The 14,495-nt window shown below is 52.8% G+C and carries 16 protein-coding genes; 11 read left to right on the forward strand and 5 right to left on the reverse strand.

The window, feature by feature from the left end; genetic code table 11:
* Positions 1 to 34 precede the first annotated feature (34 nt).
* Positions 35 to 292, reverse strand: coding sequence for a YjhX family toxin (locus JCM12308_RS19660; protein WP_014286212.1), 258 nt, complete (start codon positions 290 to 292; stop codon positions 35 to 37).
* 407 nt (positions 293 to 699) lie between these two features.
* Here JCM12308_RS19660 and JCM12308_RS19665 point away from each other — a divergent pair, with 407 nt between their 5' ends.
* Both JCM12308_RS19665 and gatB read left to right on the forward strand, forming a co-directional pair.
* Positions 700 to 996, forward strand: coding sequence for a hypothetical protein (locus JCM12308_RS19665; protein ID WP_008552962.1), 297 nt, complete (start codon positions 700 to 702; stop codon positions 994 to 996).
* A 235-nt stretch (positions 997 to 1,231) separates the two neighbouring features.
* Complete coding sequence (gene gatB, locus JCM12308_RS19670; protein WP_054784820.1) at positions 1,232 to 2,716, forward strand: Asp-tRNA(Asn)/Glu-tRNA(Gln) amidotransferase subunit GatB; 1,485 nt, start codon at positions 1,232 to 1,234, stop codon at positions 2,714 to 2,716.
* A 67-nt stretch (positions 2,717 to 2,783) separates the two neighbouring features.
* Here gatB and JCM12308_RS19675 read toward each other — a convergent pair whose 3' ends face one another.
* Positions 2,784 to 3,899, reverse strand: coding sequence for a Gfo/Idh/MocA family protein (locus JCM12308_RS19675; RefSeq protein ID WP_054784821.1), 1,116 nt, complete (start codon positions 3,897 to 3,899; stop codon positions 2,784 to 2,786).
* A gap of 535 nt (positions 3,900 to 4,434) precedes the next feature.
* On the opposite strand from JCM12308_RS19675, the gene JCM12308_RS30570 reads away from it, so the two are divergent.
* From JCM12308_RS30570 to JCM12308_RS19710, 8 genes are all read left to right on the forward strand, one after another.
* Positions 4,435 to 4,662, forward strand: coding sequence for a hypothetical protein (locus JCM12308_RS30570; RefSeq protein ID WP_208978784.1), 228 nt, complete (start codon positions 4,435 to 4,437; stop codon positions 4,660 to 4,662).
* Entirely contained in the window at positions 4,638 to 6,041 is a 1,404-nt protein-coding gene (locus tag JCM12308_RS19680) for an OpgD/OpgG family glucan biosynthesis protein (RefSeq protein WP_208978785.1), read from the forward strand. The genes JCM12308_RS30570 and JCM12308_RS19680 overlap by 25 nt, the downstream gene beginning before the upstream one ends.
* Before the next feature lie 5 nt (positions 6,042 to 6,046).
* Positions 6,047 to 6,250 (forward strand): hypothetical protein, encoded by a 204-nt coding sequence (locus JCM12308_RS19685; RefSeq protein WP_054784822.1) that lies wholly within the window; start codon positions 6,047 to 6,049, stop codon positions 6,248 to 6,250.
* 3 nt (positions 6,251 to 6,253) lie between these two features.
* The gene (gene mdoH, locus JCM12308_RS19690) at positions 6,254 to 8,044 is read left to right on the forward strand and encodes a glucans biosynthesis glucosyltransferase MdoH (RefSeq protein WP_054784823.1); all 1,791 of its coding nucleotides are present in this window, start codon (positions 6,254 to 6,256) and stop codon (positions 8,042 to 8,044) included.
* 84 nt (positions 8,045 to 8,128) lie between these two features.
* Positions 8,129 to 9,697, forward strand: a complete 1,569-nt coding sequence (locus JCM12308_RS19695) for a glycosyltransferase family 39 protein (RefSeq protein ID WP_054784824.1) — start codon at positions 8,129 to 8,131, stop codon at positions 9,695 to 9,697.
* Between the two features lie 18 nt (positions 9,698 to 9,715).
* Complete coding sequence (locus tag JCM12308_RS19700; RefSeq protein WP_054784825.1) at positions 9,716 to 10,168, forward strand: GNAT family N-acetyltransferase; 453 nt, start codon at positions 9,716 to 9,718, stop codon at positions 10,166 to 10,168.
* Positions 10,169 to 10,290: 122 nt separating this feature from the next.
* Positions 10,291 to 10,998, forward strand: coding sequence for a glutathione S-transferase family protein (locus tag JCM12308_RS19705; protein ID WP_054784826.1), 708 nt, complete (start codon positions 10,291 to 10,293; stop codon positions 10,996 to 10,998).
* 131 nt (positions 10,999 to 11,129) lie between these two features.
* Positions 11,130 to 11,675 carry a TlpA family protein disulfide reductase gene (locus JCM12308_RS19710; protein ID WP_208608836.1) on the forward strand — a complete coding sequence of 182 codons (546 nt, stop codon included), beginning with the start codon at positions 11,130 to 11,132 and terminating at the stop codon, positions 11,673 to 11,675.
* Positions 11,676 to 11,716: 41 nt separating this feature from the next.
* Here JCM12308_RS19710 and JCM12308_RS19715 read toward each other — a convergent pair whose 3' ends face one another.
* The 3 genes from JCM12308_RS19715 to JCM12308_RS19725 all read right to left on the reverse strand — a co-directional run bounded on the left by JCM12308_RS19715 (position 11,717) and on the right by JCM12308_RS19725 (position 13,507).
* On the reverse strand, positions 11,717 to 12,352 hold the full coding sequence (locus JCM12308_RS19715; protein WP_208608837.1) for a TetR/AcrR family transcriptional regulator: 636 nt from the start codon (positions 12,350 to 12,352) through the stop codon (positions 11,717 to 11,719).
* A gap of 211 nt (positions 12,353 to 12,563) precedes the next feature.
* Positions 12,564 to 12,995, reverse strand: a complete 432-nt coding sequence (locus tag JCM12308_RS19720) for a DUF2147 domain-containing protein (RefSeq protein WP_054784829.1) — start codon at positions 12,993 to 12,995, stop codon at positions 12,564 to 12,566.
* A 101-nt stretch (positions 12,996 to 13,096) separates the two neighbouring features.
* The gene (locus JCM12308_RS19725) at positions 13,097 to 13,507 is read right to left on the reverse strand and encodes a DUF2147 domain-containing protein (protein ID WP_054784830.1); all 411 of its coding nucleotides are present in this window, start codon (positions 13,505 to 13,507) and stop codon (positions 13,097 to 13,099) included.
* Between the two features lie 357 nt (positions 13,508 to 13,864).
* Between JCM12308_RS19725 and JCM12308_RS32485 the strand changes: the two genes are divergently transcribed.
* The gene (locus JCM12308_RS32485; RefSeq protein WP_280138406.1) at positions 13,865 to 13,987 is read left to right on the forward strand and encodes a hypothetical protein; all 123 of its coding nucleotides are present in this window, start codon (positions 13,865 to 13,867) and stop codon (positions 13,985 to 13,987) included.
* Positions 13,988 to 14,495 lie beyond the last annotated feature (508 nt).

Below are 14,495 nucleotides of genomic sequence, written 5' to 3' on the forward strand. Positions count from 1 at the left end.
TCACCCCGCAGCCTGATGCTGCGGGGTGGTTTTGTCAGCGATTGTCGAGCTGGCTGCGGACGCGGGAGAGGCCCAGTTTGGTGATCCGGTATGGACGGCCTCCTTTGGAGGAGATCAGGCGCCGGTATTTCAGCTTTCTGAAGATGTGTTCAGAAAGGCCAGCGTAATACCATCCGTCGCGGGTGATGCAGTTCATTTCTTCCAGAGTGCCGTCGTCGTCGCGGCGCAATTCAATGCAGCCGCCTTGTGCCAGCACATGCAAAATGCGCTGTTCAGCTTTCGAAATATCCATTGATGTCTTTGAGTTTTGAAGATGCACTTATCTCGTCTGCCCGCTCATGCGGTCAGTGAGGTTGGTTTCTATGTGCATGCCCTGTCTATCTTCGACAGGGCTTTACCGGGACTCTTGTCGAGCTCGCATCAAAACTCCATTGATTGATGGCTGCCTTATAGGCAAGGGGGTGCAGTGATGCAAGGGAAGTGAGGAGGTGTGCTGCGCAGAGCTGAGAGAGTGTTGCAGATTTGCGCACGTGTGGGTGTTATCGGGCGGTTTTGCCGATCTGAAGGTATGTAGTGGTGCATTTTCGGGGATGCGCTCTAAGTCTATTGAGTAGTTCCTTGCAGAATGTGCTAGGGGAACTACGTAGCGCATATGTGGCGGTTCACAGATACCGCCGTCTTGATCTGAATGAGACTTAGATGACTGATGATATCTCCGTAATCCTGCTCTGGCCGGGGCTTTTGAATCCGTTTGCGATCCTGATCGCCGCTTATATGGGTTACTATTCCAATCAGAGAGCGAAGATCTTCATTGCCGGATTTGCTGCTGCTGCGCTGAGCCTGTTTTTAGAAGGTGCGATCAAGCTGGTGGGGATTCCGATGCCGTGGAACCCGGAGGTTGGTCCGCTGGCGCTGTTTCCGTTCCGTTTTGCAACGGGCCTGATTGTAAGTGCTATTGCTATGAAAATCGGGGCACGCCGTCGCCGTGCAAAGTGATGGGCAAGGGCGCTGAGTTCAGCGTGGATCAAGCTTGGTGCGCCTGAAGATGTCTTTCTACAGGCTTCTCCCCGAAATTTAGGCACTCTGCGCAAAAAACGGGCGAAGATTCACTTGCCATTGCGGGGTTGATGGCCTACCCAACACCATTGAGAAATTAGGTGGTCTTCGTGGCCGTGCATTTGCGTGGCCGATTTTTACGCGAAGACTTTAACGAACACAGGATATTGATCGCATGACGCTTGTCGATACGCGGACGCCAGACCCGAAGAAATTCATTAAGGGTGCAACAGGCGACTGGGAAATCGTAATCGGCATGGAGGTTCACGCTCAGGTGACCTCTGAGGCCAAGCTTTTCTCGGGCGCTTCCACCAGCTTTGGCAGCGATCCGAATAATAATGTGAGCTTGGTTGATGCAGCGATGCCAGGCATGCTGCCAGTGATCAACGAAGAGTGTGTGCGTCAGGCGATCCGTACCGGTCTTGGCCTGAAGGCAGAGATCAACCTGAAGTCCGTTTTTGACCGCAAAAACTACTTCTACCCGGATCTGCCGCAGGGCTACCAGATCTCCCAGTTCAAACAGCCGATCGTTGGTGAAGGCACCATCCATCTGGACATGAAGGACGGGGAACAGGTTGAAGTGGGCGTTGAGCGTCTGCACCTGGAGCAGGATGCGGGTAAATCCCTGCATGACCAGCACCCAACCATGTCTTTCGTGGACCTGAACCGTTCTGGCGTGGCGCTGATGGAAATCGTTTCCAAGCCGGATATTCGCTCTGCTGACGAAGCAAAAGCGTACCTGACCAAGCTGCGCACCATTCTGCGTTACCTCGGCACTTGTGACGGCAACATGGACCAAGGTTCCATGCGTGCGGACGTGAACGTTTCTGTTCGCAAGCCGGGCGGTGAGTTCGGTACGCGCTGTGAGATCAAGAACGTGAACTCCATCCGTTTTGTTGGTCAGGCGATTGAATATGAAGCACGTCGTCAGATCGGTATTCTGGAAGACGGTGGCGAGATCGATCAGGAAACACGCCTGTTCGATAGCGTGAAGGGTGAGACCCGTTCTATGCGCTCTAAAGAAGAAGCGCATGATTACCGTTACTTCCCAGATCCAGATCTGCTGCCGCTTGAGTTCTCTCAGGAGCTGGTTGATGAGATGGCAGCGAACCTGCCAGAACTTCCAGATGAGAAGAAAGCTCGTTACATCAACGAGTTTGGCCTGACACCATACGACGCTGACATTCTGGTTGCTGAGCGCGTTTCCTGTGACTTCTTTGAGGAAGTTGCGAAGGGCCGTGATGCGAAGCTGGCTGCAAACTGGGTGATCAACGATACCTTTGGCCGCCTGAACAAAGAAGGTCTGGACGTTACCACCAGCCCGATCTCTTCTGAGCAGCTGGGTAAGATCATCGATCTGATCAAAGCAGGCACTATTTCCGGTAAGATCGCGAAAGACCTCTTCGAGATCGTTTGGACTGAAGGTGGTGATCCAGCGCAGATCGTTGAAGATCGCGGCATGAAGCAGGTGACTGATCTTGGCGCCATCGAAGGCATCGTGGATGAGATCCTTGCAGCGAACGCTGACAAAGCAGAGCAGGCAAAAGAAAAGCCAGGCATGCTGGGTTGGTTTGTTGGTCAGGTGATGAAAGCCTCCAAGGGTAAAGCAAACCCACAGGCTGTGTCTGACATGCTGAAAGCGAAGATCGGTCTGGAATAAGCCGGTTTTCCAGCTTTAAAGAATTCAAAGGCCCGCCTGTCTGGTGGGCCTTTTTTGTTGCGAAAAGCTAGTTCACATCGACCCAGCTGCCGGATTTGTGGGAGCGGCGGGCGGCGTCGACTACTTTGGAGACCTCAAGACCGTCCTTGAAAGTTGGCCATTTGGTTTCGCCAGTTGCGATGGCCTCCAGAAAATCGCGAGCTTCAATGATCAGTTGATCCTGATAACCGGTGCCGTGTCCGGGGCCGAGGCAGAAAGCGGCGTAGTCCGGGTGATGTGGGTTGGTGAGGATCTTGCGGAAGCCGGATTGCTCCGGGCCGTCTTTCATACGGTAGAGCCAGAGTGCGTTCTGGTCTTCCTGATCAAACCGCAGCGCGCCTTTGGTTCCTGTGATCTCATAGATAATGCCCATCTTCTTGCCCAGAGCCACGCGGCTGAAGAGCAGGTGGCCGGTGACACCATTTTCAAAGGTGCACATGAACTGAGCGACATCATCATTGGTGACTTGTTCAACGATGTTGGGTGCACATTGGGAAGGGCGGGATTTGAAGACGGTTTCGATCTGAGCATTCACGCTTTTGATTGCGCCGACCAGAACATGGGCGCAGTTGATCATGTGAGGGGAGAGGTCTCCCATGGTGCCGTTGGCATCTCCGCTGGAGCGCCATGTTGCCGGGGCATTCGGGTCTGCGAAGAAGTCTTCTGTATGTTCTCCGCGAAAGAAGGTGATGTCGCCGATGATCCCATCTTTGATGAGTTTGAGGGCCAGTTGGGTTGCCGGGGTGCGGATGTAGTTGAAGCCCACCATGTTGATCTGGCCGGATTCTTCTGCCGCCTGTGCCATGGCGGTGGCATCCGACAGGCTGGCGCCGAGAGGTTTTTCGCAAAGGACTGGTTTGCTGAGCCGGAATGCTTCTAGCGCAATTTCTCTATGGGTGGTCTGAGGGCTGGCGATGACGATTGCTTCTACGTGGGGATCGTTGACCAGTTTGCGCCAATCGCTGGTGGCGCGTGCAAAACCGAATTGTCTGGCTTTGTCCTCCGCCCCATCTTCGGTGGTGGTACAGATCATCTCCAGACGGGTGCGCAGCTTGGTGTCAAATACAGCACCGGCTGCGTTCAATGCCACCGCATGCAGCTTTCCCATATACCCGCCGCCGATCAGACCGATGCCAATTTCCATAGGGCCTCCTTCAGAACCTATGAAAAGGGTAGGGGGAGTGCCTTAAAAACTAGCTCAGAGAAACTGATAAGAATGCGTGTTGTTCTGTGTAAGTATTGCTGCCGCAGCGGCAGGAGATAGCGCCGTGCCCAAGAAAAGTTGACTGGATATCATCTGAATTTGAGTGTCTGGGGTTTGCCAAGAATAGTCAGATCACAGCCTATGCAGGCAAAGAAGTTGACGAAGAGACGTGATTGCTTTTGGTGGGTTTGGGGTTAGAGCGTGGTGAAAACGTGTCGCCTGAATAAGTTGCCCCTAATATCTCAGTAATTCTAATGGTTTAGAGATGTTTCACAGGGTTAATTTTCGCTGTGAATCATCACCTCTCCGCCTAGCCACGACCACATCTCCGCCTTATTACGCTACGATAAACTTCAGGTGATCGGGCGTTATGGAGACTTGTCTGGTCTGAGATCTAGGCTCTGCTAGAACTTATAGTTGCGCAGTGTATGCGAACACTGCACTTTGTTGTATTTGAAACCTTGGGGGCGTCTCGTTGCTTAATCAACGAAGTAGTTTTCTTTCCAATATCGCTGTATTAGGCGTCATTTGCTCCAGTGTTGGGTTTGGGGCTTTCGCTTCTTCTGCAGCTGCTGGTGCAAGCGAAAGCTCTCAGTCTCAGATGCCATTTACCTTTGGCGCACTCGTGGCAAAGATGAAGGCACAGGCGCAGGAAGCTATACAGAACCATCCGGAGAATTGCCGGAAGCGCTGGCTGCATTGAAGTACGATGGTTATCGGAAAATTGCCTATAAGCGTGACCGCAGCAAATGGAAGGACACAGAGAATTTCCGTGTTCATGCTTTCCATCCTGGCTGGCTGTTCAAAAATCCTCTGAAAATTCATGAGGTGAAAGAGGGCGCGGCTCAGCCATTCGTGTTTGAAGCTGCTGACTTTGACTATCAGGATGCAGAACTGACCGCATCTCTGAGCGATGTTTCTTTTCCCGGCGTGGCCGGATTCCGCCTGCTGAACCCACTGAATGTGGAAGGGCGGATGGATGAACTGGTGGCGTTTTTGGGCGCCAGCTACTTCCGTGCTTTGGGTGCTGGCAATGTTTATGGCTTGTCTGCCCGTGCGCTTGCTATTGATACAGCCAGCGGCAAGCCGGAGGAGTTTCCGAACTTCACCGCATTTTACCTTGGCAAGCCGGCTGAGGGTTCCGACAAGGTGACCGTTTGGGCGGAACTTGATAGCCCGAGTGTGACAGGTGCGTATCAGTTTGTTTTTGAACCAGGCCAGCAAACAGAAGTGGATGTGACTGCACATCTGTTCTTCCGCAGTGATGTGGAGCGGCTTGGGATTGCACCGCTGACCTCCATGTACCTTTACGGTGAAAACGACCGTGTCGGGTTTGATGACTTCAGACCTGAGGTGCATGACAGTGATGGCCTGAAGCTGCGTTTTGCCAATGGCAAGACCTCCTGGCGGCCACTTTCCAACCCGGATAATCTGCAGCTTTCCTTCATTGGAGCACGTTCTCCAGCAGGGTTCGGCTTGATGCAGCGCGATAAAAATCTTGAGAATTATCAAGATCTTGAAGCGCGCTATGACAAGCGTCCAAGCCTTTGGATCGAGCCTCTTGGTGACTGGGGTTCCGGTGCTGTGATGCTTGCAGAAATTCCAACCGATCAGGAAATCAACGACAACATCGTTGCCTTCTGGTCGCCAAATGAAGCGGTGAAAGCCGGTGATGAACTCTCGTTCCACTACAAGATGTACTGGGGTGATGAAGTTGGTCGTTCTGAGCAGATGCTGATGCCGATTACCCAGACCCGTTCTGGTAAAGCAGGCCATTCAGCTTCTGAAGAGAACTCGCTGACCCGCAAGTTTGTGGTGGACTTTGACGCCTCCTTGTTTGCTGAAAGCGGATTGAATGGGGAGCAGCTTGTACGCGCTAAACCATTTATCGAAAACGCTGCTTTAAACGGCACAGTAGACTTTGCGGACGTTCGCTACATTGAAGAACTGGGTGTTTATCGTGTGTTTCTTGATGTTTCCCGCGATGACCTTGAAATCCCGGTTGAGTTACGCCTTCAGCTGACTGACGGCGAAAAAGCAGTTTCCGAAGAGTGGCTTTACCAGTGGGGGTGGAGCTCATGAGACCTATGAAATCTGAACTATTTTCTACACACGTTAACCTGAGCAGCGGTCCTGTTGCACCGCTTGCCATGCCAGTGCAGGACCTTTCTGCCGGTGACAGCTGGTTTGTTCTGATCTGGCGTCGCCTGCGGTTTGGGCGCAGCTACTCAGCTTTGCCAGGCAAGCGGACAAGTTTGCGAAAAGCCATTTCCACCTTCTCGGAGCGGTAATCCATGGATAAGCCGTTTCGCGACGGGGTAGGGCACCGCCGGGCTGCGGCTTTTGTCTTCTGTCTTGCATTGTCCCTCAGCTTTACGGGGTTGTTTTATGCAGCCCTGAGCGCTGACCACCTCAACATCTATGAGGTGGTTCGGATCGCACTGCTGTTCATCAGCACGCTCTGGCTTTCCTGGGGTGGGGCAACTGTTTTGCTGGGCCTTCTTTATGGCCGCTCTGTTAAGCCTCTTGATGCTGATCCGCGCGCTCTGCCAGCTTCTGCCACAGCAATTCTGATGCCGATCTATCATGAGGATGCACCAGAAGTTGCTGCGCGCCTTGCTGCCATGATGGATGATTTGCGGGCAAAGAATGCAACACACCTGTTTCACTGGCATGTGCTTTCTGACAGCCGCAATGATGAGATTGCGGTGCAGGAAGAACAGGTTGTTCGTCAACTGGTTGCGCGCTATCCGGAGCAAAAGATCTTCTACCGCCGCCGGACTGACAACCATGGCCGGAAGGCCGGGAATGTGGCCGAGTTTGTGCAGCGTTGCGGTGGCGCCTACCGTTACATGGTGGTGCTGGATGCGGACAGCCTGATGCGTGCCGACACACTGGTGCATATGGTTGGCCGTATGGAAGCGGAGCCAAACCTTGGCCTGCTGCAGACCGTGCCGATGCTGGTTGGTTTGAAAAGCTATTTTGGCCGTAGCCTGATGTTTGCCTCTGGCATGTTTGGCCGTGCCTATGCCTTTGGCCTTGCTGCCATGCAGGGTGAGTGCGGACCTTTCTGGGGTCACAATGCCATCATCCGTACCCGAGCGTTTGCCTCCAGCTGTGGTTTGCCGGAGCTGGATGACACGGCGGCGTTTGGCGGTCATATTCTAAGTCACGACAGCGTTGAATCTGTGCTGTTGGCGCGTGCGGGCTGGCAGGTGGAGTGTGATCCTCGGATCACCGGTTCCTATGAGGCTGCTCCTGAGAATATTCTGGGATATGCCGCGCGTGACCGCCGCTGGTGTCAGGGTAACCTGCAGCATTCCCGTGTGGTTGGTGCTCGTGCTTTGAAGCCCTGGGGCCGGTTCTCCCTGATGCTTGGCATCATGTCTTATCTGAGCTCCCCGGTCTGGGCTGCGTTTTTGCTGGCCAGCCTGTTTGCTCCGCTGGATCTGCCTGTGCTGGAAGCTTACACCTTCAAGAACCATCTGCCGGTTCTGGGTCACATTCCAATGAGTGCGGCGTATGAAGGTGCAGCTCTGTTGTTTGGTGTTGTTGCGCTGCTGGTGCTGCCAAAGACGCTTGTTGTTCTGAAAGAAGTGTTTTTGGGTGATCAGACGACCTCTCGCAAAGGTGTTCTGGGCGGTTTTGTTGAGCTGATCAGCTCAGCGGTTTTCGCTCCGGTTCTGATGGCGTTCCAGTGTCGCTCCGTGTTTGAGGTTCTGATGGGCCGTGACAGTGGGTGGACCAATGCTCATCGCGATGCGGCGCGCCTTCCATTGCTGGAATGTTTGCGGTCTGTTTGGTGGGTGAGCGTGATTGGTGCGCTGGCCATGGGCTTGAGCTGGATTGGTGAAGCCGCGCTGTGGCTGTGGGTGATGCCGGTTGCACTGCCGATGTTGCTGGCACCGTTCATCATCTGGGCAAGCTCTTACAATGTGGGCAGTCGTGCTGCCGAGCGTTTGGGGTTTGTGCTTTCCTCTGATCAGAAGGGCGCAGCGCAACTGCTTGCCCATGTGGAAAAATACTCCGCAGATCTTAGGTATAACCCGTTCATTTGTGCTTTGAGGGCCACATCCACCAGCTGAGCAGCTGGGATGTGGCCCTCTTTGTATCTGGCGTTTTGTCTAGTGTTTAAGCTTCCGGTCTGGGTCTCCATGGGGGATGAGTGAATGCCGGAAGAGACAGTTTCAACCCGCTTTTGGTGGCGACCGGCGGGCGTTGTTGTTCTGATTGCAGGCTACTTGCTGCTGCATTTGCTTTTGCGCGGCACTTTCTCTCCCACCCTCAGTACGGATGACATGTTTGAGAACGTGTTTGTGCAGGAGTTGAAGCTTGGCTATCAGGTGCGCCAGCCTCCCGTTTACGAGTGGCTGCTTTATGGCGTGCAGAAGATTTTTGGTCCGACCATCTGGAGCTTTCTGGTTCTCAAGTATTCGCTGGTGTTGTGTTTTGCGCTGTTTCTTTATGGCGTGGCGCGGCAGGCCATTGCCAATGAGAAGCTGGCGGCTTTGGCGGTGTTCTCCTGGGTGGCGTTCTACCAGATCGGCTTCAACCTGCATGAGGGGGTGACCCACACAGCGGTGCTGATGGCCGCCTCTGCCGCCACGGTCTACTGCTTCCTTTGGGTGTTGCGGGACAAGACGGTTGGGGCGGCAGTGTGTCTGGGTCTTGCTGTTGGATTTGGGATGCTCTCCAAGCACTCATACGTTCTGGTTCCCGCCGCGATGTTTCTGGCGGCCTTAAGTGATCGTCACTGGCGCGGGCAGATACGGTTGCCGTTGCTCGTGGCCTCTGGTGTGATCGCGGTGCTGCTGTACAGCCCCTACCTCTATTGGGTTGTCAGCAGCGAACAAGCCTTGGTCGGCTCGGCCCTCAATGTGATGCGGGAGGGAGAGCAGGGGAGTGATGTAACTCGCATTTTGACCGGTGAACTGCGCTTGCTCACCAGCCTGCTTGGCTTCTCCGCCCCGTTTCTGCCCTTGGTCTTGCTGCTGTTCTTCCCGGCGCTGTTTGGTAAGGGGAAGGTGAGGGAGCGTACTGCTTCTGATGCAGAGATGTATCGCGTCGGCCAACTGCTGCAACGCGCTCTGCTGATCTCGCTGGCCCTGGCGTTTACGGGCGTTCTGCTCAGCGGTGCGCAATACATCAAAGAGCGCCACATGCATCCGGTGCTGTTGCTGCTGCCGCTGGTGATCTTCTTCCAGATCTCGCGCAGGACCTATGCGGCACGATCGGTGAAAATCTACAGCAGCGTTCTGGCGGTTCTGGTTCTCGTCGTCCTCGGCATCCGCATCTCAGGCTTTCTGGCGCCCGACAAAAAAATGTGCGGCGGCTACTGCCGACATATGAAACCCTACGAGGACCTCGGCGAGCAGCTCAAAGCGCAATTCCCGGAGGCTGCACAGGCGACCATCGTCTCTCTGGATGAATACACCGGCGGCAACCTGCGCGTCACCTTGCCAGACGCCCGCCACATCATCCAAAGCTTCCAGCCCAGCACAGATCAGCGCACGGATTGCTTTATCGTCTGGGATATGGGCGACGATGGTACCAATCGCGGGATACAAACCGCGCTCAGCAGCAGTGGGTTTGCGTCCAGTAAAACTCCGCCACATGACAAAACATTGCGTTCCCACCAGATCGATGTGAGCTGGCCTCATTTGTGGAAGAAGGAGAACTTCCGTAAAACCACATTCGGGATCGCCAAAGTGGATAGCGATTCTGAAATTTGTCGCTAGTTCCTACGTGGTGTTTTGATGTTGAAGATACGTGTTGCCGGTCCTGAAGACCTTGAAGCTGTTGTACAAATGATGAACGGAGGGGCTTCCTCCCAACGTGTTCATCTGGAAAGCGGTGAGATTGACACGTACAGACCAGCTTTCCTCGCCATCCAGCAGGCGGCAGATACCGATATTTATGTTGGCGAGCTGGACGAGGGCGAGCCAGTGGCGACATTTCAGCTGTCCTTTCTGATCGGACTGGCTTTTAACGGCAAACCGCGTGGGCAGATTGAAAGCATGCATACCCGCTCTGACATGCGCGGCAAGGGGCTTGGTAAGGCGATGCTTTCACATGCAGTTGAGTTGGCGCGTGAAAAGGGCTGCTGTATGGTGCAGCTCACATCCAATAAAGAGCGTGCCGATGCGCACCGCTTTTATGAGAGCAACGGATTTGTGCCGACACACGAAGGCTTCAAGCTGGTTTTCTAACTGTTAACCGGCCGGGACATCGAATGTTTCTTGCTGGCTAGTTCTGAAATAAGTTTCGTATCTGACCGGCAGTGCCAATCCCTTACTTCCGCTTTGCTTCTATTCTTGTTTTCAGGTGACCCATGGCCGCAACACAGACCAAACCTATTGAGCTTTATTACTGGCCAACGCCGAATGGCTGGAAAATCTCCATCATGCTGGAAGAACTGGGCGTTCCCTATGATCTGAAACTGGTGAACATTGGGCGCGGAGAACAGTTTGATCCTGAGTTTTTGAAGATTGCCCCAAACAACCGCATGCCTGCCATTGTTGACCCTGAAGGGCCGGGCGGCGAACCCATTTCCATTTTCGAGTCCGGGGCAATCATGCAGTATCTGGGGCGCAAGTTTGACCGGTTCTACCCGTCTGATGAGCGCGGCCGCGTGGAAACTGAGGAATGGCTGATGTGGCAGATGGGCGGGTTTGGACCCATGCTTGGCCAGAACCACCATTTCCGCATTTATGCGCCTGAAAAAATTGAATACGCCATGACCCGCTATTTTAATGAAACCCACCGGCTTTATGGGGTGCTCAACAAGCGGCTTGCAGATCGCTCCAATGTGGCTGCCGGAGAGTACACTATTGCTGATATGGCGATTTTTGGCTGGTCTCATCGTTGGGAGCGCCAGGGTATGGATCTGGATGAGTTCCCGCATGTGAAAGCCTGGCGTGAGCGGTTGCTAGCTCGATCAGCTGTTGTGAAAGGGCTTGAAGTTGGCAAGGCAGAGGCTGACAGCTCCAATATTGCGGAGGATAAACAGGCACAATCTGTGTTGTTCAACCAGCGCTGATACCTGCAACGATCAGCAGTTTTAAGCTTCAATCACGACACCGGCACTTTAAGTTGATTTGAACCGGCGTGCCGCCAAATTTAGGCTCTCGCAGAATGATAAATTGAAATCACTTGCGAATGGACCTTGATATGATACGGGCTCAAAAAATACTGCTGACTTCCCTTTTTCTGGCTGTTTGGGCGCTGATCTCTCCCGTTTCAGCGGCCTCCTTTGAAGATCCAAAGTTCAGCCTTGAACTGAGAGATGCGAATGGCACGAAAACACTTGGTGAGGCTTTCACCAAAGGGCCAGCTATTTTGCATTTCTGGGCGACCTGGTGTCCAAACTGCCGCGTTGAGCTTCCAGCGATGGAGCGCTTCGAAGATGAGCTGAAAGTGCAAGGTCTTGATGGCCAGTTTGTCGTGGTTGCGCTGGAAGATGTTCCTTATGGCCGCATTCAAAGCTTCCTGCAGGATCGTCTGGGTCTTGAGCGCTTTACCAGCTATCAGGCTGTCGATATGCAGGCGATGGGTACTGCGTTCCAGGTTGCAGCCATGCCCTACACAATCTTTCTGGATGAAAACGGCGGTGTTCTTGGTGGAATTCCAGGATCGCTGGAATGGGATGCTCCCCAGATCCAAGAGACCTTTATCGGCCACCTTCAGGGCAAAGGTACCATTGCCTCAGGGAACTAAGTGTGCGTATGAGGTGAAGTCACCTCAGACTGATAATGCGTTTATTTGGAGCCCGGCATGTTCGGGCTCTTTTTCATGCGGCTTGTGAGCGCTTCCATTGTGATGTCGATGGCGGGGAAGATTTGATCCAGCGGAGTTTCAAACTTGACCATCTGAATAATGCCTTCAAACGCCATCATGAAATAGTCCACCAGATGATCAATGTCTTCCGGCGTTTGCAGATCACTTTCAAATTTAACCAAACGCCTGCGAATTTCAGCAGCCCATTCAAGGCGCAGGGCGAGATATTCTTTTCCCAAAACGGGATCAAACCGGCCAATTTCTCCAATAGTTGACCAGTAAAGACTGCCTTCGATGCGGTTCTGCTCTTCGCAAAGCTCTGCAAAATCAGTCAACATCAGATACATGCAGGAATAGATATCGGCGTACATGGCCGAACTGGAGCTGACCTGCTGGCTGAACCGCATGAAGTACCAACGCATGGCCGGGGCGACGAGATCATGCTCTCCTTCGAACCTTTGCCTCAGCAGATCAGCATCAATATCAGCAGCTTCAGCGACTGCATCCATGTTCGCGGCTTCGCGCCCCTTTCGCAGCAGCAGCTGGAAGGCAATCTTGAAAATCTCTTCCAGCCTATGCGGCGGGATTAAATCATCGGGATTCGTGTTGCTGGCCATGAACCGCTGAACCATCCTTAGATTTCTGCTCACGCAAACCAAAAGCAGATGCCATGCCTTTCTGGCATAATCTCGAAAAGTTCGTGCTCAGATGCCAGTCAGCAAGGTGTTCAAGGGCTTGTCCTTAGCATATAGCGGGAAAAGAACAGGAAACGAATGCTGCGAGATATGTCTCAATTTGTTGAGTTTTCGACGCTCAAGAGGGGAAGGGCTAGCGGCGTTGCCAATTGACGTTTTCGCAGAAGTTGAGGACGACTTTTTTGCAGCCTGTCATTCTTAAAAGACCGCTGGGCAGAAGGTGCAGATCTATGCTGACTTCGTATCCCCGCCGTGGGTCATATCCTTCTGCTTGCCATTTGTTTTCACCAGCCGCTTTTATGTTCCAAAGAACTCGGAGACCGAGAACTTTGCGTGCGCGTTTTGCGGTGTCGTGGTTTCGCAGATCCAATACGTCTTGTTGTCGTTGCCCATCAGGTGGCCTGAAGGACTGCAACCGTGCGCACATGGCTGTGCCGCACTGGGAAATGTTGATGATTGCGCCTTTTGCCGTTTGCCAGAGGCCGTGCAAATCGGAGCTATGGGCAGGAGCTGCCAAAGGAGCCATGAAAAGAAAGAAGTAAAAGATGATGCCTGGACGGATCATTTCCAACCTGTTTGCCTAATCACCTGCTGCATTCAAGGAGCAGGTGATTAGCTAACATAACAGGCCTGTTTCGGCTTGGGCCCTTTGAGCCTAAGGTAAATTTACTTTGTACGGGTCCAGGTATCGCCTTTACAGAAGATCAGAACGCAGCCTTCAAGTTTTAGCTTGTTGTCAGAAACCAGTTCCATCTTACCGGAGTAAGTCTTGCCATCTTCTGCGTTATAAACCTTCCCTTTCCAGCTATTTTTGCCATTTGGCTTCATACCAAGAATGGTTTTTGTACCGATCAGCGAACGATCACGCAGTTTTGGATCCGGGTTTTCGGTATCTTTGCGTGGCTTTTTCAGCCAGACAATGTTGCCGCACAGATTGCCCCCACATTTGGAGATCTTGATTTTTGCAGTCCCATTAGCCCGCATCCAGGTGCCTGTTGCATCTGCAGCCATGGCCGATGTGGTGAGGCCGAGCGAGAGCAGGGCGGCCAGAGATGTCTTCAAAAAGGGTGCTTTCATGGTTCCTCCCAAAACACTGAAGTTTTTAAGAATGACTTTACCTTATCGTAAGCTCAGGAATGTGCAAGGCAATCAATCAGTGGACTAGACATGTTCTCCCCGGACTTGATTCGCACAACCCATCAAATCATTCAGTGCAATATCCCTTGGTTTACACCGTGACAGAACTACTTAAATTTTGCTTTTGAGGCCGCTTTTTTCGTTTCAATCATGGTTTTTAACCGCCTTTTTAGAGTGTCAAAATCTAATAGTCCGCGACGTCAATTAGATTTCGGGGAGGTCATGAGCCTCCTCTTATCTCATCAAAAATTACGAGCAATGCCAAACGAGTTCACTGTGTTTTAGGAGAGAGATTTAATGACTGTGTTGCAGTTTGATGGCGTAATTCATCGGCATGTAAAGCAAAATGCGTGCGAAGTGGAATCTCTGTTACGGCGTGGTCTTGATGCAGCTCCGGCAAAGCGGGTGCTTGCGATCTGATTGAAGCGCACAAATGGTTTAATCTGGCTGCCATGCGCGGTAGCACTCAAGCGGTGCGATATCGCCGCGAGGTATCTCAGGAAATGTCCAATACGGAAATCGCAGAAGCGCAGCGCGCGGCCCGGGACTGGCTTTCTGTGCATTAATGCGAGTTCTACAGCTTGTCGCGGCTCACATGCGACAAGCTTTTGACTTGGGTGGGGCGATGCCTGCTACATTGTCTGTGATGCTGTGATGCTGTGATGCTGTGATGCTGTGATGCTGTGATGGTCTTCGGCTTTTGTTAGACCCCTGTCGTTTTAGTGAGTAACCTTTGGGTTTTTACAGCTGCGTTTCCCTCCCTACTGATATTATAATGCCAGCGACTTATGCTTGTGCTTGAGATGGCTGTTTATGGCTTGTGACAGCTTCTCCTTCCTTCCCTCAAAAGCATAGCGAGACACCCTTTACTGTCTGCGTGTATTTACCTCTGCCGCTTGGTTGTGAGGTGGTGCTTCTCCATCTTCAG

It is taken from the genome of Pseudovibrio denitrificans JCM 12308 (assembly GCF_001310815.1).
Lineage (GTDB): Bacteria > Pseudomonadota > Alphaproteobacteria > Rhizobiales > Stappiaceae > Pseudovibrio > Pseudovibrio denitrificans.

Excerpts from the sequence above, each read along its gene's own strand:
- JCM12308_RS19695 (WP_054784824.1), top strand. The coding sequence starts at position 8,129 with ATGCCGGAAGAGACAGTTTCAACCCGCTTTTGGTGGCGACCGGCGGGC.
- JCM12308_RS19725 (WP_054784830.1), bottom strand. The coding sequence starts at position 13,507 with ATGAAAGCACCCTTTTTGAAGACATCTCTGGCCGCCCTGCTCTCGCTC.
- JCM12308_RS19710 (WP_208608836.1), top strand. The coding sequence starts at position 11,130 with ATGATACGGGCTCAAAAAATACTGCTGACTTCCCTTTTTCTGGCTGTT.
- JCM12308_RS19685 (WP_054784822.1), top strand. The coding sequence starts at position 6,047 with ATGAAATCTGAACTATTTTCTACACACGTTAACCTGAGCAGCGGTCCT.
- JCM12308_RS32485 (WP_280138406.1), top strand. The coding sequence starts at position 13,865 with ATGACTGTGTTGCAGTTTGATGGCGTAATTCATCGGCATGTAAAGCAA.
- JCM12308_RS19705 (WP_054784826.1), top strand. The coding sequence starts at position 10,291 with ATGGCCGCAACACAGACCAAACCTATTGAGCTTTATTACTGGCCAACG.
- JCM12308_RS19675 (WP_054784821.1), bottom strand. The coding sequence starts at position 3,899 with ATGGAAATTGGCATCGGTCTGATCGGCGGCGGGTATATGGGAAAGCTG.
- JCM12308_RS19665 (WP_008552962.1), top strand. The coding sequence starts at position 700 with ATGACTGATGATATCTCCGTAATCCTGCTCTGGCCGGGGCTTTTGAAT.
- JCM12308_RS19700 (WP_054784825.1), top strand. The coding sequence starts at position 9,716 with ATGTTGAAGATACGTGTTGCCGGTCCTGAAGACCTTGAAGCTGTTGTA.
- JCM12308_RS19715 (WP_208608837.1), bottom strand. The coding sequence starts at position 12,352 with ATGGCCAGCAACACGAATCCCGATGATTTAATCCCGCCGCATAGGCTG.
- gatB (WP_054784820.1), top strand. The coding sequence starts at position 1,232 with ATGACGCTTGTCGATACGCGGACGCCAGACCCGAAGAAATTCATTAAG.
- JCM12308_RS19720 (WP_054784829.1), bottom strand. The coding sequence starts at position 12,995 with ATGATCCGTCCAGGCATCATCTTTTACTTCTTTCTTTTCATGGCTCCT.
- JCM12308_RS19660 (WP_014286212.1), bottom strand. The coding sequence starts at position 292 with ATGGATATTTCGAAAGCTGAACAGCGCATTTTGCATGTGCTGGCACAA.
- mdoH (WP_054784823.1), top strand. The coding sequence starts at position 6,254 with ATGGATAAGCCGTTTCGCGACGGGGTAGGGCACCGCCGGGCTGCGGCT.